19 protein-coding genes and 1 tRNA gene are annotated in these 23,136 nt (G+C 72.4%); 12 read left to right on the forward strand and 8 right to left on the reverse strand.

Translation table 11 applies throughout. From position 1 onward, the window contains the following. Window positions 1–75: 75 nt before the first annotated feature. The 5 genes from ACN27D_RS08190 to argS all read right to left on the reverse strand — a co-directional run bounded on the left by ACN27D_RS08190 (window position 76) and on the right by argS (window position 9,116). The gene (locus ACN27D_RS08190) at window positions 76–3,321 is read right to left on the reverse strand and encodes an efflux RND transporter permease subunit (protein WP_421498855.1); all 3,246 of its coding nucleotides are present in this window, start codon (window positions 3,319–3,321) and stop codon (window positions 76–78) included. Between the two features lie 274 nt (window positions 3,322–3,595). Next, entirely contained in the window at window positions 3,596–4,645 is a 1,050-nt protein-coding gene (gene thrC / locus ACN27D_RS08195) for a threonine synthase (protein WP_120573339.1), read from the reverse strand. A gap of 112 nt (window positions 4,646–4,757) precedes the next feature. Then, window positions 4,758–6,062 carry a homoserine dehydrogenase gene (locus tag ACN27D_RS08200; protein ID WP_334461900.1) on the reverse strand — a complete coding sequence of 435 codons (1,305 nt, stop codon included), beginning with the start codon at window positions 6,060–6,062 and terminating at the stop codon, window positions 4,758–4,760. Continuing rightward, window positions 6,059–7,444, reverse strand: coding sequence for a diaminopimelate decarboxylase (gene lysA, locus ACN27D_RS08205; RefSeq protein WP_120573337.1), 1,386 nt, complete (start codon window positions 7,442–7,444; stop codon window positions 6,059–6,061). The genes ACN27D_RS08200 and lysA overlap by 4 nt, the downstream gene beginning before the upstream one ends. A gap of 4 nt (window positions 7,445–7,448) precedes the next feature. Next, window positions 7,449–9,116 carry an arginine--tRNA ligase gene (gene argS, locus ACN27D_RS08210; protein ID WP_120573336.1) on the reverse strand — a complete coding sequence of 556 codons (1,668 nt, stop codon included), beginning with the start codon at window positions 9,114–9,116 and terminating at the stop codon, window positions 7,449–7,451. A gap of 98 nt (window positions 9,117–9,214) precedes the next feature. Between argS and ACN27D_RS08215 the strand changes: the two genes are divergently transcribed. From ACN27D_RS08215 to ACN27D_RS08250, 8 genes are all read left to right on the forward strand, one after another. After that, window positions 9,215–10,051, forward strand: a complete 837-nt coding sequence (locus ACN27D_RS08215) for a DUF3105 domain-containing protein (protein ID WP_357896763.1) — start codon at window positions 9,215–9,217, stop codon at window positions 10,049–10,051. A 10-nt stretch (window positions 10,052–10,061) separates the two neighbouring features. Continuing rightward, the gene (locus tag ACN27D_RS08220) at window positions 10,062–10,736 is read left to right on the forward strand and encodes a DUF305 domain-containing protein (protein ID WP_357896761.1); all 675 of its coding nucleotides are present in this window, start codon (window positions 10,062–10,064) and stop codon (window positions 10,734–10,736) included. Between the two features lie 407 nt (window positions 10,737–11,143). After that, the gene (locus tag ACN27D_RS08225) at window positions 11,144–11,839 is read left to right on the forward strand and encodes a winged helix-turn-helix domain-containing protein (protein ID WP_026267749.1); all 696 of its coding nucleotides are present in this window, start codon (window positions 11,144–11,146) and stop codon (window positions 11,837–11,839) included. Window positions 11,840–11,915: 76 nt separating this feature from the next. After that, a tRNA-Arg gene (locus ACN27D_RS08230) sits at window positions 11,916–11,987 on the forward strand. Between the two features lie 131 nt (window positions 11,988–12,118). Continuing rightward, window positions 12,119–12,514 carry a GntR family transcriptional regulator gene (locus ACN27D_RS08235; RefSeq protein ID WP_120573333.1) on the forward strand — a complete coding sequence of 132 codons (396 nt, stop codon included), beginning with the start codon at window positions 12,119–12,121 and terminating at the stop codon, window positions 12,512–12,514. Then, the gene (locus ACN27D_RS08240; protein WP_421498856.1) at window positions 12,511–13,410 is read left to right on the forward strand and encodes an ABC transporter ATP-binding protein; all 900 of its coding nucleotides are present in this window, start codon (window positions 12,511–12,513) and stop codon (window positions 13,408–13,410) included. Before ACN27D_RS08235 ends, ACN27D_RS08240 begins: the two co-directional genes overlap by 4 nt. After that, window positions 13,407–14,384 carry an ABC transporter permease subunit gene (locus tag ACN27D_RS08245; RefSeq protein ID WP_120573331.1) on the forward strand — a complete coding sequence of 326 codons (978 nt, stop codon included), beginning with the start codon at window positions 13,407–13,409 and terminating at the stop codon, window positions 14,382–14,384. Before ACN27D_RS08240 ends, ACN27D_RS08245 begins: the two co-directional genes overlap by 4 nt. A gap of 95 nt (window positions 14,385–14,479) precedes the next feature. Further along, entirely contained in the window at window positions 14,480–16,477 is a 1,998-nt protein-coding gene (locus ACN27D_RS08250; RefSeq protein ID WP_421498857.1) for a LuxR C-terminal-related transcriptional regulator, read from the forward strand. A gap of 46 nt (window positions 16,478–16,523) precedes the next feature. On the opposite strand, the gene ACN27D_RS08255 is transcribed toward ACN27D_RS08250, so the two are convergent. Together ACN27D_RS08255 and ACN27D_RS08260 are read right to left on the reverse strand one after the other, a co-directional pair. Further along, entirely contained in the window at window positions 16,524–17,675 is a 1,152-nt protein-coding gene (locus ACN27D_RS08255; protein ID WP_233585546.1) for a cupin domain-containing protein, read from the reverse strand. Next, window positions 17,659–17,904, reverse strand: coding sequence for a hypothetical protein (locus ACN27D_RS08260; RefSeq protein WP_121683833.1), 246 nt, complete (start codon window positions 17,902–17,904; stop codon window positions 17,659–17,661). Before ACN27D_RS08260 ends, ACN27D_RS08255 begins: the two co-directional genes overlap by 17 nt. Window positions 17,905–18,090: 186 nt before the next feature. On the opposite strand from ACN27D_RS08260, the gene ACN27D_RS08265 reads away from it, so the two are divergent. Further along, complete coding sequence (locus tag ACN27D_RS08265; protein ID WP_091422508.1) at window positions 18,091–18,822, forward strand: DUF1275 family protein; 732 nt, start codon at window positions 18,091–18,093, stop codon at window positions 18,820–18,822. A gap of 12 nt (window positions 18,823–18,834) precedes the next feature. Here the strand turns inward: ACN27D_RS08265 and ligD are convergent, their stop codons facing one another. Continuing rightward, window positions 18,835–19,794 (reverse strand): non-homologous end-joining DNA ligase, encoded by a 960-nt coding sequence (gene ligD, locus ACN27D_RS08270; RefSeq protein WP_358176244.1) that lies wholly within the window; start codon window positions 19,792–19,794, stop codon window positions 18,835–18,837. 89 nt (window positions 19,795–19,883) lie between these two features. Here ligD and ACN27D_RS08275 point away from each other — a divergent pair, with 89 nt between their 5' ends. From ACN27D_RS08275 to ACN27D_RS08285, 3 genes are all read left to right on the forward strand, one after another. Beyond that, window positions 19,884–20,285, forward strand: a complete 402-nt coding sequence (locus tag ACN27D_RS08275) for a winged helix-turn-helix transcriptional regulator (RefSeq protein WP_421498858.1) — start codon at window positions 19,884–19,886, stop codon at window positions 20,283–20,285. A 91-nt stretch (window positions 20,286–20,376) separates the two neighbouring features. Further along, the gene (locus tag ACN27D_RS08280) at window positions 20,377–20,922 is read left to right on the forward strand and encodes a TetR/AcrR family transcriptional regulator (RefSeq protein WP_013288294.1); all 546 of its coding nucleotides are present in this window, start codon (window positions 20,377–20,379) and stop codon (window positions 20,920–20,922) included. Between the two features lie 27 nt (window positions 20,923–20,949). Continuing rightward, window positions 20,950–23,130 (forward strand): MMPL family transporter, encoded by a 2,181-nt coding sequence (locus ACN27D_RS08285; protein ID WP_013475319.1) that lies wholly within the window; start codon window positions 20,950–20,952, stop codon window positions 23,128–23,130. Window positions 23,131–23,136: the final 6 nt, after the last annotated feature.

Genomic DNA, 23,136 nt, shown 5'->3' on the forward strand with positions numbered 1-23,136 from the left:
ACCGCCCGGTGCGGCTCGGGTGTGTCCCGCGCGCCGAGTGCCGGGAGGGGCCCGCGCGGGGCCCCTCCCGGCCGGTCACTCGGTGGGCGGGAGCGGCGACTGGCGGCTCTTGGGCAGGCGGAGCACCTCGAACTGGTCGGTGCCGTCGACCAGCGCGCCCGACGGGCGGGCCGGCGGCGGCGCCACCACGGCCCGCTCCTCGGCCCGCTCCCCGCCGCCGACCGCCACCGGCACCGGGTCCGGCTCCGGCCGCGGCTCGACCGGCTCGGGAGCGCCGCCCCGCCGCCGGTTCCGGAACGAGCCCTTGGTGTGCTCGACCATGGTGTAGAGCGTCGGCACCAGCACCAGCGTCAGCAGCGTCGAGCTGAGCAGGCCGCCGATCACCACGATCGCCAGCGGCTTGGAGATGAAGCCGCCCTCACCGGTCAGGCCGAGCGCCATCGGCAGCAACGCGAAGATGGTGGCGACGGCGGTCATCAGGATCGGCCGGAGCCGCCGCCGGCCGCCCTCGACCACGGCCTCGGTCACGTCCATGCCCTGGGCCCGGTACTGGTTGATCAGGTCCAGCAGCACGATCGCGTTCGTCACCACGATGCCGACGAGCATGAGCACGCCGATCAGCGCCGGCACACCCAGCGGCGTGCCGGTGACCAGCAGCAGACCGATCGCGCCGGTCGCGGCGAACGGCACCGAGATCAGCAGGATCAGCGCCTGGGTCAGGCTGCGGAACGTCGCCACCATGATCAGGAAGACGATCGCGATGGCGGCCAGCACCGCGAGCCCGAGGTCCGCGAACGCGTCGGCCTGGTCGGCGCTGACACCGCCGATCACGTACGTGGCGCCCGGCACGTCCAGCGCGTCCAGCCGCTTCTGCAGCTCCTGCGTGGTGGCGCCGAGGTTCGAGCCGGTCGCCGTGCCGGTGACCGAGACGCTGCGCTCCCCGTCGATCCGGGTCACCTGCTGCGGGCCGTCGACCTGCTCGACGTCGGCGATCGCGTCCAGCGGCACCGCGCCGACCCGCAGCGCCCGCAGCTCCTCGACGGTCAGCGGCGGCCGGGCACCGCTGCTGAGAACCACGTTCTGCGCCGTACCGTCGAGCGTCACCTGCCCGAGCGGCGCCCCCCGGTACGTCTGCGCGACGAGCTGCCCGACGGCCGCCTCGGTGAGACCCGCGCGGGCCGCGGCCACCCGGTCCACGGTCACCTCGACGCGCGGCACCTGGGTGGCGAGGCTGCTGGTGACGTCCTCCACGCCCGGCGTGCCGGCCATCGCGCCCCGTACCGCCTCGGCCGCCCGGGTCAGCGTCTCCTGGTCGGCGGCCTGCACGACCACCTCGACCTGGTTGGCGGAGGCGTTCTGCCCGCCGCCGAACGTCAGCTCGCCCACCTCCGGGCCGAGCGCGTCGAGCTCCTTGCGCAGGCCCTGCCGTACCGTCGCGGCGTCGGTGTCGTCGGAGAGCGACAGCGACCAGGTGGCCCGGTCGCTGCCGCCGCCGGCGAACGGGTTGTCCCCGCCACCGGCGCTGACCTGGTAGGTCTCCACCCCAGGGGTACGCCGCAGCACCTCCTCGACCCGCGCGGCGGCCCGGTCGGTGCCGGCGAGCGAGGTGCCGGCCGGCATCTCCTGCCGGATGGCGAGCGTGTCCTGGCCGGAGTCGTCCAGGAAGTTCGTCTCCAGCTTCTGCGCCAGGCCGAACGTGCCCAGGAGCACGAGCAGGCCGAGGCCCACCGTGGCCCAGCGGGTCTTCCGCGAGCGGGTGGCGAAGTCGATCACCGGCAGGTACGCCCGCTGCAACGGGTTGCGCAGCTCCTTCTCCTCGGCGGCGCGCCGGGCGGCGGCGTCGTCGGCGCCGCCGCGCGGCCGCAGGAACCAGTACGCCAGCACCGGGATGACGGTCAGCGACACCAGCAGCGAGGCGAGCAGCGCCACCGTCACGGTGATCGCGAACGGGGCGAACAGCTGCCCCACGAAGCCGCCCACCAGGGCGATCGGCGCGAACACGGCGACCGTGGTGAGCGTGGACGCGGTCACCGCGCCGGCCACCTCGCGGACCGCGGTGAGGATCGCGTCGCGCTTCGGTTCGCCGTACTCCAGATGGCGTTTGATGTTCTCCAGCACCACGATGGAGTCGTCCACCACCCGCCCGACGGCGATGGTCAGCGCGCCGAGGGTGAGCAGGTTCAGCGAGTAGTCGCCGGACCAGAGCACGATCAGCGCGACCAGCACGGACAGCGGGATGGACACCGCGGTGACCACCGTGGAGCGCACCGACAGCAGGAAGACCAGGATCACCACGACCGCCATGACCAGGCCCAGCAGGCCCTCTGTGGTCAGGCTCTCGATGGACTTCTCGACGAACGGGGCCTGGTCGAAGACCACTGTCAGTTCGGCGCCCGCGGCGTCGCCCAGCTCGTCCAGCCGGTCCCGGATCTCGTGCGAGATCTCCACCGCGTTGCCGTCCGGAGCGGCGGTCACCGCGATGCCGAGGCTCGGCTTGCCGTTGGTGCGGGTGAACGAGGTGGCCGGGGCGAGCTGCTGCTCCACGGCGGCCACGTCGCCGAGGCGTACCGGGGCGGCGGGGGCCGTGGTGAGCACGATGCCGCGCAGGTCGTCGAGCGTACGGATCGGCGTGCCCACCTGCACCGGCAGCGACCGGTCGCCGTCGGCGAGCGCGCCCGCCGGCACGGCCACGCCGTTGCTCTTGAGCGCCGAGGCGATGGCGGTCGGCGCCACCTTGGCCGCGGCCAGCTTCGCCGGGTCCGGCGTGATGGTCACGACCTGGTTCCGGGCGCCGGTGACGTCCACCGCGCGGACGCCGTCCAGCGCCTCCAGCTCCGGTACGACGGCGCTGCGCAGCTTCTCCGCCAGCGCCCGCTCGTCGCCGTCACCGGTCGCGGCGACCACCACGGCGGGCAGGTCGTCGGTGCTGCCGGCGATCACCTGCGGGTCGACGCCCTCGGGGAGCTGGGAGTCGATCCGGTTGAGCGCGGTCTCCATCTTGTTGACCACGTCGTCCAGGTCGGTGCCGAACTCGTACTGCACCTGGACCGTGGCCGCGCCCTCGCGCGAGGTCGAGGTGACCTTGTCCAGGCCCGGGATGCCCTTGAGGCTGTTCTCGATCGGCTCGGCGACCTGGGATTCCACGATCTCCGGCGCGGCGCCCGGGTACGTCGCCACGATGAACGCGGCGGGGAACTCCAGCGACGGCAGGAGCTGCTGCTTCAGCGACGGCACGGCGAACAGGCCGAAGGCCGTGGTCACCAACGCGATGAGGGCGATCAGCCCCCGGTTGGCGAGGCTGAATCTGGCGAGCAGCGACATCGGCGTTACTCACTCCTGGAGAGGTGTCTGCGGGGGTGTCTGAGTCTGCCGCACGCCCCGACACTCCCGGCATCCGCCCCAGCCGATGACACCGCCGCCCTCGGGGGCGTCCCCGCCCGCCTTGATCGACTCCACTTCGCCGAGGTGGCGGCATCCACCCACTCCGATCCAGCCACCTCCCCGAGCTGGTGTCGATCAAGAGCGGGGATGCCGCCACCTCCCCGAGGTGGCGTGGATCAGGCCGGTCGGGGGAACGCCGAAGGAGCCGGAGGGATCAGACCAGGTCGAGCGAGCGGGCGGCGGCCAGCGCGTCGTTGGCGATGGTCACCGGCGCCGGGGCGGTGGAGATGGCCCACTCCGGGTCCTTCAGACCGTGCCCGGTGACCGTGCAGACCACCCGCGAACCGGCCGGCACCCGACCGGCGGCGGCCTGCTGGAGCAGACCGGCGACGCTGGCCGCGCTGCCCAGTTCCACGAAGACGCCCACCTCGCGGGCCAGCAGCCGGTACGCCGACAGGATCTCCCGGTCGGTGACCGCCGAGATCAGACCGTCGGAGGCGTCCCGCGCGTCGATCGCCTTCGTCCAGCTCGCCGGGTTGCCGATCCGGATGGCGGTGGCGATCGTCGACGGCTCCGGCACCACCTGCCCGGTGACGATCGGGGCGGCGCCGGCCGCCTGGAAGCCGTACATCCGGGGCGCCTTCGTGGCGTTGCCGTCGCGCAGGTCCTCGGAGTAGCCCATCCAGTACGCGGTGATGTTGCCGGCGTTGCCGACCGGCAGGCAGTGGATGTCGGGCGCGTCGCCGAGCGCCTCGACGATCTCGAAGGCGGCGGTCTTCTGGCCGTGCAGCCGGTCGATGTTGACGGAGTTGACCAGCGCGACCGGGTAGTCCTGGGCGAGCTTGCCGGCGAGCCCGAGGCAGTCGTCGAAGTTGCCCTGCACCTGGAGCAGCTTCGCGCCGTGCACGAGCGCCTGGGCCAGCTTGCCCAGCGCGATCTTGCCCTGCGGCACCAGCACCGCGCAGGTGATCCCGGCTCGGGCCGCGTACGCGGCGGCGGAGGCGCTGGTGTTGCCGGTGGAGGCACAGATGATCGCCTTGTCACCGGCCTCGACGGCCTTGGAGACCGCGACAGTCATGCCGCGGTCCTTGAACGAGCCGGTCGGGTTGGCGCCCTCGACCTTGAGCCACACGTCCGCGCCGACCCGGGCGGAGAGCACCGGCGCCGGCAGCAGCGGCGTGTTGCCCTCGTGCAGGGTGACGACGGGAGTCGCCCCGGTGACCGGCAGCCGATCCCGGTACGCCTCGATCAGTCCCCGCCACATGTCGTGCTCCTCGCCTCCGTCGCCCCGCTCCGGGGCCTGTCACCAGCGTGGACCAGCCTGCCCGGCCGGCCACCGGCACACCCTGCTCTAACCATCAGGCGGGACGCGCGGGTTACGCGCCACCCTCCACCCGCAGCACACTCGTCACCGAACGGACGATGTCGAGTCCGCGCAGCTCACCGACGGTGGCCGCGAGCGCGGCATCGGGCGCGACGTGGGTGACGATGACCAGTTCGGCGTCCCCGCCGGCCGGGCCCTGCCGGACCGTGGCGATGGACACCTCGTGCCGGGCGAAGACGCCTGCCACCCCGGCCAGCACGCCCGGCCGGTCGGCCACGTCGAGGCTGATGTGGTAGCGGGTGAGCGCCTCGCCCATCGGCCGCACCGGCAGGTCCGCGTACGCCGACTCGCTCGCCGCGTGCACCCCGGCGAGGCGGTTGCGGGCCACCGCCACCACGTCGCCGAGCACCGCGCTGGCGGTGGGCGCGCCACCGGCGCCCCGGCCGTAGAACATGAGCTGCCCGGCGGCGTCGGCCTCGACGAAGACCGCGTTGAACGCGTCGCCGACGCTCGCGAGCGGGTGCGTCAGCGGGATCATCGCCGGGTGCACCCGGACGTTGACTGTCTCCCGGCCCTGCGCGTCGACGCCCCGGGCCGCGATGCAGAGCAGCTTGATCGTGCAGCCCATGGCCTTGGCGCTGGCCACGTCGGCGGCGGTCACCTCGGTGATGCCCTCACGGTGCACGTCGGCGGCGGTCACCCGGGTGTGGAACGCCAGCGAGGCGAGGATGGCGGCCTTGGCGGCGGCGTCGAAGCCCTCCACGTCGGCCGTCGGGTCCGCCTCGGCGTACCCCAGCTCGGTGGCCTCCTCCAGCGCCTCGGCGAACCCGGCGCCGGTGGAGTCCATGGCGGAGAGGATGAAGTTCGTGGTGCCGTTCACGATGCCGGTGACCCGGGTGATCCGGTCGCCGTGCAGCGACTCGCGCAGCGGGCGCAGCAGCGGGATGGCCCCGGCGACGCTGGCCTCGTAGTAGAGATCGGCGCCGCCCTCGGCGGCGGCGTCGTGCAGCGTCGCGCCGTCCTCGGCGAGCAGCGCCTTGTTGGCGGTGACCACGCTCTTGCCCGCGCGCAGCGCCTCGACCAGCCAGCCCCGGGCCGGCTCGATGCCGCCGACCACCTCGACCACCACGTCCACGTCGTCGCGCTTGATCAGCCCGAGCGCGTCGGTGGTGAACAGTGCCGGGTCGACCGGCAGGTCGCCGCGGTCACGGCCGATCCGGCGTACGGCGATCCCGGCGATCTCCAACGGGGCGCCGATCCGGGCGGCGAGGTCTTCCGACTGCTCGTGCAGCAGCCGGACCACGTCGCTGCCGACAGTGCCGCAGCCGAGCAGCGCCAAGCGAACCGGTGAGGTCATCCCACATCCAATGCCAGCAGGTCGTCTTCGGTCTCCCGGCGGACGATCAGCCGCGCCCGACCTTCGCGGACGGCGACGACCGGGGGCCGCGGGACATGGTTGTAGTTGCTCGCCATGCTCCGGCAGTAGGCCCCGGTGCCGGGCACCGCGACAAGATCTCCGGGCTGCACGTCAGCGGGCAGGAATTCATCCTTCACCACGATGTCCCCGGACTCACAATGCTTTCCCACCACGCGGGCGAGCATCGGCTGTGCGGTCGACGTGCGGTTCGCCAGCGTGGCCGAGTACGAGGCGTCGTAGAGCGCGGTACGGATGTTGTCGCTCATCCCCCCGTCCACACTGACGTACGTCCGCAGGCCGTCCACATCTTTCACGGTCCCGGCCTGATAGAGCGTGAACACGGCCGGACCGACGATCGCGCGGCCCGGCTCGACCGACAGGTGCGGCACGGCGAGGTTCTCCGCCGCGCACTCCCCGTCGACGATCTTGCGCAGGCGCTTCGCCAGGTCGTGCGGTGACGCCGGGTCGTCCTGCGTGGTGTACGCGATGCCGAAGCCGCCGCCCAGGTCCAGCTCGGGCAGCTCCACGCCCCGGGCGTCGCGGATCTGCGACTGGAGGGCGAGCACCCGGCGGGCGGACACCTCGAAGCCGCTGGCGTCGAAGATCTGCGAGCCGATGTGCGAGTGCAGGCCGCGCAGCTCCAGCACGTCCTCGTCGAGGATCTTGAAGGCGGCCGCCGCGGCGGCGCCGCCCGCGAGCGAGAAGCCGAACTTCTGGTCCTCGTGCGCGGTGGCGATGAACTCGTGGGTGTGCGCCTCCACGCCGACGGTGACCCGGACCAGCACCTTCGGGCGTACCCCACGCTCGCGGGCCAGCTCGGTGAGCCGGTCGATCTCGGTGAACGAGTCGACGATGATCCGGCCCACGCCGGCGTCCACCGCCCGGGTCAGCTCCGCCACCGACTTGTTGTTGCCGTGGAAGCCGATCCTCTCCGGCGGCATCCCGGCCGACAGCGCGGTGGCCAGCTCGCCGCCGGTGCAGACGTCGAGGAACATGCCCTCCTCGGCGATCATGCGGACCACGGCGCGGCACAGGAACGCCTTGCCGGCGTAGTAGACGTCCGCGTCCGGGAAGGCCGCCCGGAACTCGCGGCAGCGCTCGCGCAGGTCGTCCTCGTCCAGCACGTACGCCGGGGTGCCGTACTCCGCGGCCAGGTCGCGGACGTCCAGGCCCGCGACGGTGAGCGCGCCGCCGGGGCCGCGCGCCACGTTGCGCGGCCACAGTTGCGGCACCAGGGCGTTGACGTCGACCGGGGTACGGAGCCACGCGGGCCCCCGGGTGCCGATCTCGCCGTGCAGTGCGCCTGCCTCGTGAGCCCGCATGTCGCTACATCCGCTCCGGCGCGGACACCCCGAGCAGGTGCAGGCCGTTGGCGATGACCACCCGGGTGGCGTCGTTGAGCCAGAGCCGGGCCCGGTGGGTGTCGGTGATCTCCTCGTCGCCCTGCGGGGCGATCCGGCAGTTGTCGTAGAACCGGTGGTACGCCTGCGCGACGCTCTCCTCCAGGTAGCGGGCCACCCGGTGCGGCTCCCGCAGCTCGGCCGCGGTCGCCACCACCGCCGGGAACTCCGCGAGCGCCTTGAGCAGCTCGTTCTCCTTGTCGTGGCCGAGCAGCTCCGGCTGGAACGCGGCGGCGTCACCACGGGTCAGCCCGATCTCGGCCGCGTTGCGGGCCGCACCGGCGGTCCGGGCCGCGACGTACTGCACGTAGTAGACCGGGTTGTCGTTCTTGGCCCGGGTCCACAGCTCCACGTCGATGTCGATGGGCGAGTCGGCCGAGTAGCGTGCCAGCGCGTACCGGGCGGCGTCCACGCCGATCGCGTCGACCAGGTCCTCCAGCGTGACCACGGTGCCGGCCCGCTTGCTCATCCGCACCGGAGCGCCGTCGCGGACCAGGTTGACCAGCTGGCCGATGAGGATCTCCAGGTTGCGCGCCGGGTCGTCGCCGAAGCACGCGGACATCGCCTTCATCCGGCCGATGTAGCCGTGGTGGTCGGCGCCCAGCATGATCACGACCCGATCGAAGCCGCGCTCCCGCTTGTTCAGGTAGTAGGCGCAGTCGGCGGCGAAGTACGTCCACTCGCCGTTGGACTTGCGCAGCACCCGGTCCTTGTCGTCGCCGAACTCGGTGGTCCGCAGCCAGGTCGCGCCCTCGGACTCGAAGACGTGCCCCTGCTCCCGCAGCCGGTCCAGCGCCGCGTCCAGCGCGCCCCCGTCGTGCAGGTCCTTCTCGTTGAAATAGGTGTCGAACTCCACCCCGAAGTCGCGCAGCGAGGACTTGATCTCGGCGAACATCAGCTGGACGCCCTCGTTGCGGAACACCTCCTGGGCGGCGTCCTCGGTGAGGTCGAGCACGTCCGGCCGCAGCCGGACCACCTCGGCGGCGATCTCCGCGATGTACGCGCCGCCGTAGCCGTCCTCCGGCGCGGGCTCGCCCTTGGCGGCGGCCAGCAGCGAGCGGGCGAACCGGTCGATCTGCGAGCCGGCGTCGTTGAAGTAGTACTCGGTGCCCACGTCGGCGCCGGTGGCGCGGAGCAGGCGGCTGAGCGCGTCACCGACGGCCGCCCAGCGGACCCCGCCGATGTGCACCGGGCCGGTCGGGTTCGCCGAGACGAACTCCAGGTTGATCCGCTGACCGGCGAGCGTGTCGCTGCGCCCGTACGCCGGGCCGGCCTCGACGATGACCTTGGCGAGCTGGCCGGCGGCGGCCGCGTCCAGGCGGATGTTCAGGAAGCCGGGCCCGGCGATCTCCACCGACTTGATCCCCGGCGCCTTGGCCAGCTCGTCGGCCAGCGCGGTCGCCAGCTCCCGCGGCGGTACGCCCACCTTCTTGCTGAGCTGGAGCGCCAGCGTCGAGGCGTAGTCACCGTGATCGGGATTACGGGGTCGCTCGACGGTGGTCTGCGCGGGCAGCGCGGCGCGGTCCAGTCCCCGCTCGTCGAAGACGGCGTGGGCTGCGGCGAGGACGACCTCGGCGAGTTCTGCGGGAGTCACTGATCCATGTTATCGGGGGTAGACTCGGGCACCGCGGAGGCGACCCAGCATGTGAACCGGCCCCGCGCTCCCCTGACCGACCGACCTGACGAGGCACGATGAGCATCAGCACCCCGGGCGGCCCGGAGCGCCGTCCCACCGTGGTCAGCACCGGCAAGAAGCCGGCCGCCGGCCGGCCCTCGGCTGCCGACAAGCCCGCCGCGAAGGCCGGCTCGGGCAAGACCGGGGGCGGCAAGGGCACGCCACGGCAGGGCGCCGGGGGCAAGGGCCGCAAGCCGGTCGCCCCGGTGAAGGTGAGCCAGGGCCGTTCGTGGGGCCCGATCGCCCTCTTCGTCGCGGTCGGCGTCCTGGCCGTGGGCATCATCGGCGTCGGCGCCTGGGCGGTCTACCAGGGCGGCCAGCCGTGGCAGAAGCGGGCCGAGGCGATCGACGGCATCGTCGACTACCGCGCCAAGGACAAGGACCTGGTCAAGGGCGGCAACCACCAGCCCGGCGCGATCAAGTACGACATCCTGCCGCCGGTCGGCGGCCCGCACAACCAGGCGTGGCAGAACTGCATGGGTGACGTCTACGACGCCCCGATCGCCAACGAGCACGCGGTGCACAGCCTGGAGCACGGCACGGTCTGGATCACCTACCGCCCGGACCTGCCCGCCGACCAGGTGGAGAAGCTCCGCAGCAAGGTGCAGGGCAAGGAGAAGACGATGCTCAGCCCGTTCGAGGGGCTGGACAAGCCGATCTCGCTCCAGGCCTGGGGCTACCAGCTCAAGGTCGACAACGCCGACGACGGCCGGATCGACGACTTCATCAAGACCCTGCGGGTGAACGCCTCCATCGAGGGTCCGAACGCGCTCTGCGACCAGGGCGTCACCGCCACCGGCACCGCCCCGCGCGACAACCTGCAGAACAACATGCCCCAGCAGCCCACCCAGTGAGGACGCCGCGATGACCGCTCCGGTGACCACCGACAGCGAACTGGACGAGGCTCCGGCCGCCGACCAGGGCGGCCGGGGCGCGGTGCGCCGCTACGGCCTGCTGGCGGTGGCCGCCGCCCTCGTGGTCGGGCTGGTCCTCGGGTACGCGGGCGGCCTGCTCACCCCGACGCTCACCCGTCCGGGTGAGAACTCGGCGGAGGCCGGGTTCGCCCGGGACATGACCGCCCACCACAACCAGGCCGTGGCGATGGGTCTGCTGGCGTTCAGCCAGGGCCAGGACCCTGAGGTACGCCAGGTCGGAGTGGACATCGCCACCGGCCAGCAGGGCGAGATCGGCACCATGCAGACCTGGCTGCGGTCCTGGAAGCTGGACCCGACCGGCGAGCAGGCGCCGATGGCGTGGATGAAGGACGGCGGCGGGCTGATCAAGGACGGCCTGATGCCGGGCATGGCGACGCCGGAGGAGATGGCGAAGCTGCGCGCGGCGAGCGGCCGCGAGTTCGACGTGCTCTTCCTCCAGATGATGATCCGCCATCACATCGGCGGGGTGCACATGATCGACGGCATCCTCGACGAGGGGGGCGACGACGACGTGCTGGCGGTCGCGCAGACGATGAAGAACACTCAGCAGAACGACCTGACCAACCTGAGCGCCGCACTGAAGCGCCTGGGCGGAACCCCGTAACACCCGCCCACCCGATCCACCGAGGCCCGGTCCCCCACCCAGGGGCACCGGGCCTCACCATCCCCACCCTCCGCCCGCCCCGCCCCGCCCCGCCCCGCCCCGCCCCGCGCCGGCGATCTTGCAGTTACTGCCCCGGTGATGCCGGATTCGCCCCGTTATCGAGGGGCCGCAACTGCAAGATCGCGCACAGGGGGGTGCGGGGGGTCGCGGCGCGGAGATCTTGGTACGAAGGGGCCCCTGGGAGGGCCGTTTCGTACCAAGATCTTGACTGCGGAGGGCTGTGGGCTGTCCGGAATGTTCGGTATGGGGGTTTGTAACGGTTTGGGGTTAACGGGTCATTGAGGGGGTTGGAGAGTTTTCTACCCACATATCGTGACCAGTTGCGATTCGGGCTCGTTGCCCAAGACGTGGGGGTTGCACTCAGAGACGCAGGGCGGTCGGTGACCAGCTGGTGCCGACGCCACACCATCGGCGGTGACGGAGCGGTGGCAGCCGTCCGTCGCGGACTGCGGCAGGGCGAGCCGGGAACGCTCAGCCGCGAACAGGAACTCGAACTCATCGACGTGCTCCGGGGCGTCCACCCCGACGAGTTCGGCCTCGACGAGGAGCTGTGGACACGGCAGAGCCTGACCGCTCTCATCGAGCGGCGGTTCGGGCTGGCCATGGACGCCGGCACCGTCGGGGCGTACCTCCGGGCCTGGGGTCTCGGGCCGCGCGAGCCGCGCGAGCGGGCCTGCGGCCTGTGCGTCGGCGCGGTCGAGCGCTGGGTACGCAGCGAGTACCCGGCGATCACGCGGGCGGCCCAGGAGCACGCCGCGGAGGTCTACTGGATCGGCCGGGTACGTCTGCGCGGCACCATGCCCGCCGCCGACGTGGTCTCGGCGGTGTCCTCGCGGGGACGGGTGCGGTTCATGGTGACCACGCCGTCGGTGGACCCGCCGCTGCCCCGGGACTTCGTGCTGCGGCTCAGCGGCGCCGAGGAGCGCACCGTGCACCTGATCGTGGACGGCTCGTGGCCGCGCAACGAGTGGCCCCGCCGGCTGCCCCGCCGGGTCGTGCTGCACCCGCTGCCGAGCTGCGGTCGCGCCGTCGCCGCGGCCTGATCCGACGAAGATCGACTCGCGGGGGTACCGATTCGGTGATCCGGGAGGGGGTTTGCTACTCTTCTCGGGTCGCTGAGCCCCCGTAGCTCAGGGGATAGAGCACCGCCCTCCGGAGGCGGGAGCGCAGGTTCGAATCCTGCCGGGGGCACCTCACAGAAGACCTTCACGAGCCCGACAGCCACCTTGGCTGCCGGGCTCGTTCCGTTTCCGGGCGAGCCGGCCTCCTTGACCACCGGCTCACTGCTTTACTACGTTACTAGTAAAGCAGTGAGGAGCATCGTGTTCGTCTTCCGGCTCGACACCCACTCCGGCGTGCCGCCGTACCTGCAACTCGTCCAGCAGGTCCGCCAGGCGGTGCTGCTGGGCTTCCTCCAGCCCGGTGACCGCCTCCCGCTCATCCGCGAGGTGGTCGAGGACCTGGCGATCAATCCGAACACCGTCGCCAAGGCGTACCGGCAGATGGAGCAGGAGAACCTGGTCACCGGCCGGCCCGGCCAGGGCACGTTCGTCAACGAACAGCAGTCGGCCGCCATGTCGGCGTCCACGTACACGTCGCTGCGCCGCGGCCTGGAGACCTGGTTGCGCCGCGCCTACGCGGCCGGCCTCGACGAGCAGGCGGTGGACGCGCTCTTCACCTCCGTCCACCAGCAGACCAGGAAAGAGGACGTGGCGTGACAGCGACCGGGTTGGCGCTACGCACCGACGGTGTGGGCAAGCGGTACCGGAAGGGCTGGGCGCTGCGCGACTGCACCCTGGCCCTGCCTGCGGGCGGCGTGATCGCCCTGGTCGGGCCGAACGGCGCGGGCAAGACCACGCTGCTGCGCCTGGTCGTCGGGTTGCTGGCACCGAGCACCGGCACGGTGGAGGTCCTCGGCCGGGACGTCACTGCGAGCACCCCGCAGACCCTGTCCCGGGTCGGGTTCCTGGCCCAGGACCACCCGCTGTACAAGCGCTTCACCGTCGCCGAGATGCTCCGCTTCGGCCGGGCCTGCAACCTGCGGTTCGACCAGGGGCTGGCCGAGCGCCGGCTGGCGAAGCTGGGCATCCCGCTCGACCGCAGGGCCGGTTCGCTCTCCGGCGGGCAGCAGGCCCAGGTCGCGTTGGCTCTGGCCCTGGCGAAGCGGCCGGAGCTGCTCGTCCTCGACGAGCCGGTGGCCAGCCTCGACCCGCTGGCCCGGCACGAGTTCCTCCAGGTCCTCATGGGCGCGGTGGCCGAGGGCGGGGTGACAGTCCTGTTCTCCTCCCACGTCGTGCACGAGCTGGAGCGCGTCTGCGACCACCTGGTCGTGCTCAACCAAGGCCGGGTCACGCTCGCCGGTGGCATCGACACCCTCCTCGCCGAGCACCGGCTGCTCGTCGGCCCGCGCACGGCCAACGACCTCGACCGGGCCGCCGCCGTCGTGGAGGCCGTCCACAGCGACCGGCACACGACCCTGCTGGTACGCGACGGCGGCATCCCGGCCGCGCCGGGATGGCAGGCCCGGCCGGTCGCGCTGGAGGACCTGGTGCTGGCGTACCTGCGCCGGCCGTCCGAGCCGAGCGCCGGTGTCCCGTCGGGGGTGGCGGCGTGACGTGGTTGATCTGGCGTCAGCACCGGACCGAGGTCTGCGTCCTGGGCCTGCTCGTCGGCGTGTTCGGCATCGCCCTGCTCGTGCTCGGGACGCAGGCCCACGACCTGTTCCCCGGCGGTCCCGCCCGCTGTGCGGGAGAGGCAGGTGTCGGCGACGCCTGCGCGGCCTCCTTCCGCCGGCTCGACGACGAGTACGGGTACGTCGAGAACCTCCTGGCGGCCTTCTATCTGGTCCCCGTCGTCATCGGTGCGTTCCTCGGTGCGCCGCTGCTCGCGCGCGAGCTGGAGGACGGCACCTGGCAGCTCGCCTGGACCCAGGCCGTGCCGCGGATGCGCTGGCTGGCGGCCAAGCTCGTGGCGCTGGCCGGCGTCACGGTCGTGCTCACCGGGATGTTCACCGCGGTGCTCACCTGGTTCCGTCAGCCGTTCGACGCGTGGGAGGGGCGGTTCCAGTACGACGCCTTCGACCTGGAGGGGCTTGTGCCGGTGGCGTACGCGCTGTTCGCGTTCGGCGTGGCCACCGCGGCGGGGGCGATCCTGCGGCGCAGCCTGCCCGCGTTCGGCGTCGCGTTCGGTGCGTTCCTCGCCGCCCGGATGTCGGTGGCGCTGCTGGCCCGTCCCGCGTACGCCACGCCGCTCACGGCCATGGAGCCGGTCCCCGCCGGCGGCGCGACGGACCAGGCGGGGCACCGGTTCGTGCCCGGCGTCGCCGACTGGGTGATCGAACGCGGCTACGCGGACGCCACCGGGCACAGGCTGAGCAGCGTCGAGTACTACGAGCTGGAGGACGCCGCCAACCGGGCCGGCGCCAACGTCAACCAGTTCCTGCACGCGCGGGGCATCCAGCAGTTCGGGGTCTACCACCCGGCCGACCGGTTCTGGACGTTCCAGCTCATCGAGGCGGCAGTGTTCGTCGCCGTCGCGGCGATCCTGGTCGGTGTGGTGGTGTGGCGGGTCCGGCGCCGCGTGCTCTAGTGAGCCACCCTCACCTTTGTCCCCGATTCGGGGATGGGCCGGTCGTGAGCTGGCTAACCTCGCGGTGAACGGGTCGAACCACAGCACCTGCGAAGGTGAGCCAGTTGCCCGAGACGCCGCTGACCAACCGTCCCAAGATGCACACGGGCGTTCCCTCCTCACTGACCACCACGCAACGGTGGGTCCTGCGCGGCATCGCCGTCGCCGACGCCCCCTGCGGCCTGTGGTTCCTCGAAGCGGTGGCCACATGCACCGGCACCGCACCGGACGAGCCGGTCGACGCGACGGTGGAGGAGCTGATCTCGCGCGGGTTCCTCGTCGACACCGCCGCCGGGCTGCGGCTGGCCTCGATCGCGCTGCGTGACGACGTCCTGCGGGACACCCCGCCGTCGGTACGCCAGGCGTTGCGCGAGGCGGCGGCCGAGGTGCTCGCCGACGCCGGGCGCCCGGCCCAGGCGGCCCGGCAGCTCCTCCGGGTGCTCCCGGCGGTGAGCCGGTCCGCCCGGGCGCTCGCCGCGCGGCTGGCGGGCGACCCGGCGGTCGGCCCGAGCCTCGCCGCGGACCTGCTGCTGGCCACCCCCGCGCCCGGCCCGGCCGACGAGCGCCTGGCCCGGCTGGTCGACGTCGCCGACAACCTTTATCTGGCCGGCCGGGTGGACGAGACGCTGCGGATGCTGCACCGGGAGGTCGCCGCCGACCGGTACGGGCCACGGCAGCGGGCGATGCTGCTCGGGCGGCTCGGCGCCTACTACGCGACGCAGCGTCCCTCGCTGTCCCTGACGTACCTCGGGCAGGCGCTCAACCAGGAGCTGGACGCCGCCGGGCGGAGCTGGACGCTCACCATGCTGGCGTCGCTGGCGGCCCGGTTCGGGCACCCGGACGCCGCGGAGCTGGTGGCGGCGGCGGAGCGGGCCCACGAACGCAGCCCCTCCCCCGGCGGCGGTATCCGCCTGGCCCTGGCGCACGCGTCCCGGGCCACCGCGGCCGGCGACCTGCCCCGCGCCGCGCGGATCCTGCGGGAGGTGGACGCGGGCGAGCCCACCGCCCGCACCCAGGCGGTCTTCCTGCGCGTCGACCGGGTGGCGAACCAGATCGCGCTCGGCCGGTACGTCGACGCGGCGACGGCGCTCGACAGCGTCTCCGCGGAGATCGACACGCTCGGCACGGTGGGGCAGCCGCTGGTGACCGCGTTGGACTGCGTCCTGCGGCTGACCACCGGTGAGCTGGCCGAGGCCGAGGTCCGGGCCCGGCTCGCGTTGACCGAACGCGGTGGCGCCCTGCCGGCGCAGGCGCGGGTGGACCTGCTCGCCACGGTCGTCGAGGTGCTGCTGCGCCGGGGTGAGGTGGCCGCGGCCCGGGATCTGCTGGCCGACGAACGTCCCGCGGTGGGCTGGCCCGACGACATGCAGTGGTTCCGGCTCGGCTGCGCCGCCGCGGGCGATCCGGAACCGGGCCGGCACGCCGCGCTCCTGGAGGCCGCCTTCGCCATGCCGGACCGCTCGACGGCTCCCCTGCTGCTGGTGCCGCACCACGGCCCGCGACTGGTTCGCGCGGCGCTGGCGCTCGGCGACCGGCAGCGGGCCGGGATCCTCGCCGACCACCTGAAGCGGGCCGCCGGCATGACCAACAACGCGCTCTGGCGCGGGGTGGCGCACCAGGCCGACGGGCTGCTGACCGGCGATCCGGCGGCGCTGCGCGCGGCGGTACGGCTGCTCCGCACCACCTCCGCCCGGCCGGCCCTGGCCGACGCGCTGCACGACCTGGCGCGGTCGCCCGGGCTGCCGCCGGCGGAGGTGCCCGGCCTGCTCGCCGAGTGCGCCGCGATGTACACCCGGATGGGTGCCGGCGGGACACGGGAGCACGACGGCCCGGCGGGCGACGAGGTCTGCCGTCCGGCCGTGGCCGCGCTGACGCCCGCCGAGGTACGGGTGGCCGAACTGCTCGCGGTCGGCATGACGAAGCAGGAGGCGGCCCGGGACCTGTTCGTCTCGTTCCACACCGTCGACACGCACCTGCGCTCGATCTACGCGAAGCTCGGCGTCCACAACCGGGTGGAGCTGGCGCTGGTCTGGGAGTCGCGGGACGAAGGCTGAGCGCGGACGCCACGACCCTGTGGCGTCCGCGCTCAGCACCACGTCCTCAGTGCCGTTGCAGCGGGCTCTTCGTCTTCGGAAGCGCCTCGACCAGCTCGCGCGGCACGTTGATCGTGTCGGCGACCACCTCCGGCGGGATGTTCGCCAGCCACTGCGCGAGCGACACGTCCTCGAACTTCGCGGTCCGGAACAGCTCCAGGTAGACGAAGGGCTTGTCGCCGATGTTCTCGATGTAGTGGCCCATCGAGATCGGCACGTAGCCGACGTCGCCGGTCTCCATGTTGTAGGTACGGGCCGTGGCGTGGTTGGCGAAGACGCCCATCCGCCCCTTGCCCGAGATGACGTACTGCATCTCCGCGCCGTTGGGATGCCAGTGCAGTTCCCGCATCGCGCCGGGCTCGATCTCCACCAGCGCGGCGGTGGTGGTGACCGCCGCCGCGAAGTTGCTCGAGTCGGCGATCCGTACGCTGCCGCCCTCGAACTTCTCCGGCGTCTGGGCGAGCAGGCTGTGCTTGAACGTGCGGGGCACGTCGCCGGTCGGACTGAAGACCCGGTCCTCGGCCAGCGGCGGCGGCACCTGCCCCGGGAAGATGTACCGCTCGGACTCCGCCGGGAAGTTCGCCATCTGCTGCATGGTCCAGCCGAAGTTCTTGGCGATGACCTCCCGCGGCACGTGCGCGAAGAAGTCGGTCACCTGGAACGTCCCGTCCTCGGAGTAGCACCCGTCGTCGAAGACGAGCAGGAACTCGACGCCCTCCTCGAACGCCTGGATGTGGTGCGGAATGCCGGCCGGGAAATACCAGAGGTCACCCGCCTTGACGTCCTCCAGGAAGTTGCGTCCCTCCTGGTCCACGGCCGCGATCCGGCAACTGCCGGACAGGATGAAGGCCCACTCGGACTGGATGTGCCAGTGCAGTTCCCGGTAGGCGCCGGGATCGAGCTTCATGTTCACGATTGCCAGGTCGTGGGCGATCGGCAGCAGGCGGTTCGTGACCTCCCGGGTCCAGCCGCCGCTCTCCCGGCGGGTGTGCGCCAGCGAGAACGGGAACACCAGGTTCGGCATGAGGCCGTGGTCGGTCGACGGCGGGTTCACCAGGTCCGGGTGGGTGTCGTCGATCGCCGGGTTGCGCGGGACCGTACCGACCATCGCGGTGTCCTTCGGCGGATTCTTGCCGACGGGGTCAGTGGATCTGGGCATGACGGATGTCCTTCCGGGTGAGGGCCGCCGACTCGGCGGCCCGGGACGGGACGAACAACGCCCGCAGGTGTTCCGGGCTCTGAAAGGCCACCGCGAGCGGAATCGCGACACAGAGGAACAGCGACGCCGCGATGCTCCAGACCGGGGCATCAGTGGCGACTCCGGCGACGGCCAGGGCCGCGATCGAATAGAACGTGACGCGGATTCTGGCGACGGGGAGCACGAACATGCGCTCGGCCTCCTTCGGCTTCGAGTCTCGCCGTCGAGACGCAATTACGATGCTGCCGAATCGGATCCCCCCGGTGAATAACGCGATCGCGCCATTCACCGGAACGGACGGGACACCCTTTCCCGGCACTTCCGCGCATCGCACGCCGCACCGGTTTCGCGGGTGCGACCAGGGGTAGGGAGGGCGATGTCCAACAACGCGGAGGATCGCTGGCGGGTGGGGGAATACGACTTCCACGTACCGTTTCTGGCACTTGCGCTCGCCACCGGCCTCGCCGGTGTTGTCGACGCATTCTCGTTCCTCAAGTACAAGGTGTTCGTCGGTATTCAGACCGGCAATGTGGCGTTCGTCGGAATGGGTGCCGCCGATCACTTTCCGCCCTGGCCGGCCGCGGTGGCGTCGCTTGTCGCGTTCGGCCTCGGCGGCCTGCTCGGTGCCGGCATCCGCCGCCTGCGCCCGGCCGGCCCGCTCACCCCGCCGGGCATGGAACTGCTCGCCATGCTGGCGCTGCTCGTGCTCTGGGGCCTGGTGGACCGCTCCCTCGACTCGGGGCGCGACTCGCTGACCGAGCGCACGATCCTGACCGCGCTGCTGGCGTTCCCGGTCGGCATCCTCGGCGGGTTGATCGTCCGCACGTTCGGCGTGCAGACCGCCACGTCGTACCAGACCGGCACCGTGCTGCGCACCACGAAGGGCATCGCCGACTGGGTGTTCGAACCGGAGGGCCGCAGCGCGGCCGGGCGGCTCGCCGCGACCGGCCTGCTCTGCCTGGTCAGCTACGCGATCGGCGGGTTCGTCGGCGCGGCCACCGAGACCCGCCCGATCTGGACGATGATCGTCACCTGGGCCCTGGCAGTGGTGCTCATCGCGCTCACCTGGGGCAAGCGCCCGCCGGCGACGGCGACCCGGCGCCGCTGACGCGGACCGGCGTCACCCGGCCTCGCGGCGGGCCTTGGCGCGGCGTTTGCCCTCGTGCATCGCCTGGACCCGGGCCACCGGGATGGTCCGCCCCTGCTCGACCAGCTCCGCCGGCAGGCGCTGCGGCGCGGGCAGCGCCTCCGCCCACGGATCCCGGTCGCCCAGCAGCGCGGGCACGGTCCGCACGGTGAAGTCGGCCGGGCTCGCGCTCTCCAGGTCGGCCCAGCCCACCGGGTACGACACCGGGGCGCCGGGCCGGATCCGAGGGCTGTAGGCGGCCACCACAGTCGCCCCGTACGCGCGGGTGGAGTCGACGAAGACGCGGCCGCCGCGGTCGGCGACGATGAACGCGGTGGTCGCGGCCGCCGGGTCGAGCCGTTCGGTACGGGCGGCGAGCGCCCGGGTCGCCGCGGCGGCCTCCTCGGCCGTGGTGGCGGGGTCGACCGGCACGATCACGTGCAGCCCCTTCGCCCCGCTCGTCTTCACCGCGCCGGCCAGCCCGGCGTCGGCGAGCGCCTGCCGCACCAGCAGCGCGACCCGCACCACGGCGCCGAACGCGTCCCCCTCCGGCGGGTCCAGGTCGAGCACCAGGTGGGTCGGATGCTCGGGCTGCCCGGCGCGGGCGAGCGTCGGGTGGTACTCCACCGCCCGCTGATTGGCGAACCAGAGCAGCGTCCGCCGGTCGTCGCAGAGGGCGTACGAGATCCGCCGATGCGACGCCTCCGCCCAGACCTCGGTGCGGCGCACCCAGTCGGGCGTGTACTTCGGCAGGTTCTTCTGCATGAACGGCTCCTGGCCGGGCCGCACCCGCAGCACCGACAGCGGCCGGTCGCGCAGTTCCGGCAGGATCCGGTCGCTCATCGCGTCGAGGTAGTCGACCAGGTCGCGTTTGGTCGCCCCGGCGCCGTCGAACAGCGGCTGGTCGAGGTTGGTCAGCGACACTCCGGCCCGGGTCTCGTCGGCGGCACCCATCGGACCACCATCCCGGGCCGGGCCCGGCTCGGCAACCCCGACACGGTGCCCGGCGCGCCTCGCCGGCCCGCGCCTGCGACGATCGGGGCGTGGGTGAGGCAGAGGCGGACGAGTGCGGGGCCGGCGCGGCCGGGCAGGCCAGCGCGTGCACCGTGCGGGAGGCGCTGGACCGGGTCGGCGGCAAGTGGGCCATCGGCATCCTGATCGCCGCCTCGGCCGGGCCGGTCCGCTTCACCGAGCTGGAGCGCCGGGTGGAGGGGATCAGCCGCCGGATGCTCACGCTGACGTTGCGCAACCTGGAGCGCGACGGGCTGCTGGACCGGCACGTGCATCCCACGGTGCCGCCGAAGGTGGAGTACACCGCGACGCCGATGGCCCGGGAGCTGTACGAGTCGCTGGTGGCGCTGACGAGCTGGGCGGAGCGGCACCGGGAGGCGATCAGCGCGGCCCGGGCCGAGTACGACCGCACACACGGCCGCCCACCGGCCTGACCTGCGAAAACGGGTCGTTGTGGCGAACGCCACGCGTGCGATCTGACCGATCGGTCAGCACCTGACCGATCGGTCAGGCATGCTGGAGGACATGGCGCGACCCACCACCGCCACCCACGACGAGCTGCTGGCCGCGGCCGCTCGCCGGTTCGCCGTCACCGGGTACAAGGGCACCTCGCTGCAGGACATCGCCCGCGATGTCGGCTGCTCCAAGGCGACGGTGCTCTACCACTTCGCCAGCAAGGACGCCCTGCTCTGCGAGCTGATGGCCCCGGCCATCACGATGCTGGAGGAGCTGGACGTCCGCATCGCCGCGCACACCGGCGCCGAGGCCCAACGCGTCGCCGCGGACGGCTTCGTCGACCTGGCGGTCCGCTTCCGCCGGGAGATCGCGCTGCTCCGGGGAGAGTTCCCCGACCTGCTCCAGCAGCCCGCGTTCGCCCACATCCAGCAGATCTCCGAACAACTCATCGCCGCCTTCTCCGGCTTCTCCGACCGTCCGGAGGCACGCGTCGCGGCGCTCGTCGTGCTCGCCGGCATCGCCGAGACCTGCGGTGAGTTCCTGGACATCCCCGACGACCAGCTGCGACCCGCGCTGCTCGCCGTGGCGTACCGCGCGCTCGAAGTCACCACCTGATCCGAACTCCGAGGACAAGGAAGGTCCATGGCGACCCTGCTGTACCGGCTCGGCCGGGCATCCCTGCGCCGGCGGCGACTCGTCGCCGTCGTCTGGCTCGTCGTACTCGTCGGACTCGGCCTGGCCGCGGCCACGCTGAGGGGCCCGACGGCGAGCAACTTCACCATGCCGGGCACCGAGTCGCAGAAGGCGATCGACCTGCTCGCCGACCGCTTCCCGGCGGCCAGCGGCGCCACCGGCACGATCGCGATCAAGGCGCCGCAGGACGGCGCGCTGACCTCACCCGCCGGACAGGCGGTGGTCAAGCAGGTCACGCAGGAGGCGGCCACGCTCCCCGGCGTGGTCGGCGCGGTCGACCCGTACCAGGCGCAGGCGCTCACCCCGGACGGCCGGTACGCGCTGATCCAGGTGCAGTTCGCCGGCGGCGCGGACGAGGTGACCGACGAGCAGCGCGACGCGTACGAGAAGGTCGGCGCGCAGGCCGAGGCGCAGGGCTGGCAGATCGCCCCCGGCGGCGAGGTGCTCAACGGTGAGCCGGAGGTCGGCTCGACCGAGGCGATCGGCGTGCTGGTCGCGGCGATCGTTCTGGTGATCACGTTCGGCTCGCTCGTGGCGGCCGGGATGACCATGCTGAACGCGCTCATCGGCGTCGGCGTCGGCATGGCCGGTCTGTTCGCGCTCAGCGGCGCGGTCGAGCTGACCAGCACCGCGCCGATCCTGGCGCTGATGCTCGGCCTCGCGGTCGGCATCGACTACTCGCTGTTCATCACCTCCCGGCACCGGCAGAACCTGCTCGACGGGCTCTCCCCGGAGGAGGCGGTCGGCCGTGCGGTCGGCACCGCCGGCTCGGCTGTGGTCTTCGCCGGCGCGACGGTCGTGGTGGCGCTCGCCGGCCTTGCCGTGGTGGGCATCCCGTTCCTCACCGTGATGGGCCTGGCCGCCGCCGGCACCGTCACAGTGGCCGTGCTGGTGGCGATCACGCTGGCTCCGGCGCTGCTCGGCTTCGCCGGACACAAGGTGCTGCCGCGCAAGCTGCGTGACCGCAAGGCGGTCGAGGACCCGACCACCGGCTCGGAGGACCGCTCCGGCTTCGGATTCCGCTGGGCGCGGTGGGTGACCAGACTGCGCATCCCGGTGATCCTGGTCGGGCTGCTCGGCCTCGGCCTGCTCGCGATCCCGGCCCAGGACATGCGCCTGGCGCTGCCGGACGCCTCCGCCGCCGCCGAGGGCACCCCGGCCCGGGTCAGCAGCGATCTGATCCGCGAGGGCTTCGGCCCCGGCTTCACCGGCCGGCTCGCGGTCGTGGTGACGGCCGACTCGCCGCAGGCCACCCAGGCCGCCATTCCGCAGGTGACCGCGCTGGTCCAGAAGACCGACGGGGTGCTGGCGGTGGCCCCGCCGCAGGTCGACCCGTCGGGGCGTACCGCGCTGATCGGGGTGATCCCGAAGACCGGGCCGACCGAGGAGGCCACCGAGACGGTGGTGCACGACATCCGCAAGCAGGTGTCGGGCATCCAGAACGCCGACGTGCTGCTCACCGGCGTCACCGCTGTCGGCATCGACGTGTCGGAGAAGCTCTCCGACGCGCTGCCGGTCTACCTGCTGCTGGTGGTGGGCCTGTCGATCCTGCTGCTGATGCTGGTGTTCCGGTCGATCCTGGTGCCGGTCAAGGCGGCGCTGGGCTTCCTGCTCACCGTGGCGGCCACGTTCGGCATCACTGTGGCGGTGTTCCAGCAGGGCCACCTGGCCGACCTGGTCGGCCTGGACACCCCGGCCCCGCTGGTCAGCTTCCTGCCGATCCTGCTCATCGGCATCCTGTTCGGCCTGGCCATGGACTACGAGGTCTTCCTGGTCTCCCGGATGCGCGAGGACTTCGTGCACGGCGACACCGCCCAGCAGGCCACCATCAACGGCATGGGGCACGGCGCCCGGGTGGTCACCGCCGCCGCGCTCATCATGATCTCGGTGTTCGGCGGCTTCGTCTTCCTGGAGGACCCGATCATCAAGTCGATGGGCTTCGCGCTCGCGATCGGTGTCGCCATCGACGCGTTCGTGGTCCGGATGACGATCGTGCCGGCGGTGATGTCGCTGCTGAACAACGCCGCATGGTGGCTGCCGCGCTGGCTGAACAAGATCCTGCCCAACGTGGACGTCGAGGGTGAGGGCCTGCGCGCCCACCTCGCCGAGAAGCAGCACGCGAACGTGTGATCCGCA

The organism is Micromonospora sp. WMMD1274 (genome assembly GCF_049179035.1).
Classification (GTDB): Bacteria; Actinomycetota; Actinomycetes; order Mycobacteriales; family Micromonosporaceae; genus Micromonospora; species Micromonospora tulbaghiae.

What these genes read in the sequence shown, in the direction of transcription:
- ACN27D_RS08190 (WP_421498855.1), bottom strand. Translation starts at nt 3,321, where the DNA reads ATGTCGCTGCTCGCCAGATTCAGCCTCGCCAACCGGGGGCTGATCGCC.
- thrC (WP_120573339.1), bottom strand. Translation starts at nt 4,645, where the DNA reads ATGTGGCGGGGACTGATCGAGGCGTACCGGGATCGGCTGCCGGTCACC.
- ACN27D_RS08200 (WP_334461900.1), bottom strand. Translation starts at nt 6,062, where the DNA reads ATGACCTCACCGGTTCGCTTGGCGCTGCTCGGCTGCGGCACTGTCGGC.
- lysA (WP_120573337.1), bottom strand. Translation starts at nt 7,444, where the DNA reads ATGCGGGCTCACGAGGCAGGCGCACTGCACGGCGAGATCGGCACCCGG.
- ACN27D_RS08215 (WP_357896763.1), top strand. Translation starts at nt 9,215, where the DNA reads ATGAGCATCAGCACCCCGGGCGGCCCGGAGCGCCGTCCCACCGTGGTC.
- ACN27D_RS08220 (WP_357896761.1), top strand. Translation starts at nt 10,062, where the DNA reads ATGACCGCTCCGGTGACCACCGACAGCGAACTGGACGAGGCTCCGGCC.
- ACN27D_RS08255 (WP_233585546.1), bottom strand. Translation starts at nt 17,675, where the DNA reads ATGCCCAGATCCACTGACCCCGTCGGCAAGAATCCGCCGAAGGACACC.
- ACN27D_RS08260 (WP_121683833.1), bottom strand. Translation starts at nt 17,904, where the DNA reads ATGTTCGTGCTCCCCGTCGCCAGAATCCGCGTCACGTTCTATTCGATC.
- ACN27D_RS08265 (WP_091422508.1), top strand. Translation starts at nt 18,091, where the DNA reads ATGTCCAACAACGCGGAGGATCGCTGGCGGGTGGGGGAATACGACTTC.
- ligD (WP_358176244.1), bottom strand. Translation starts at nt 19,794, where the DNA reads ATGGGTGCCGCCGACGAGACCCGGGCCGGAGTGTCGCTGACCAACCTC.
- ACN27D_RS08280 (WP_013288294.1), top strand. Translation starts at nt 20,377, where the DNA reads ATGGCGCGACCCACCACCGCCACCCACGACGAGCTGCTGGCCGCGGCC.
- ACN27D_RS08285 (WP_013475319.1), top strand. Translation starts at nt 20,950, where the DNA reads ATGGCGACCCTGCTGTACCGGCTCGGCCGGGCATCCCTGCGCCGGCGG.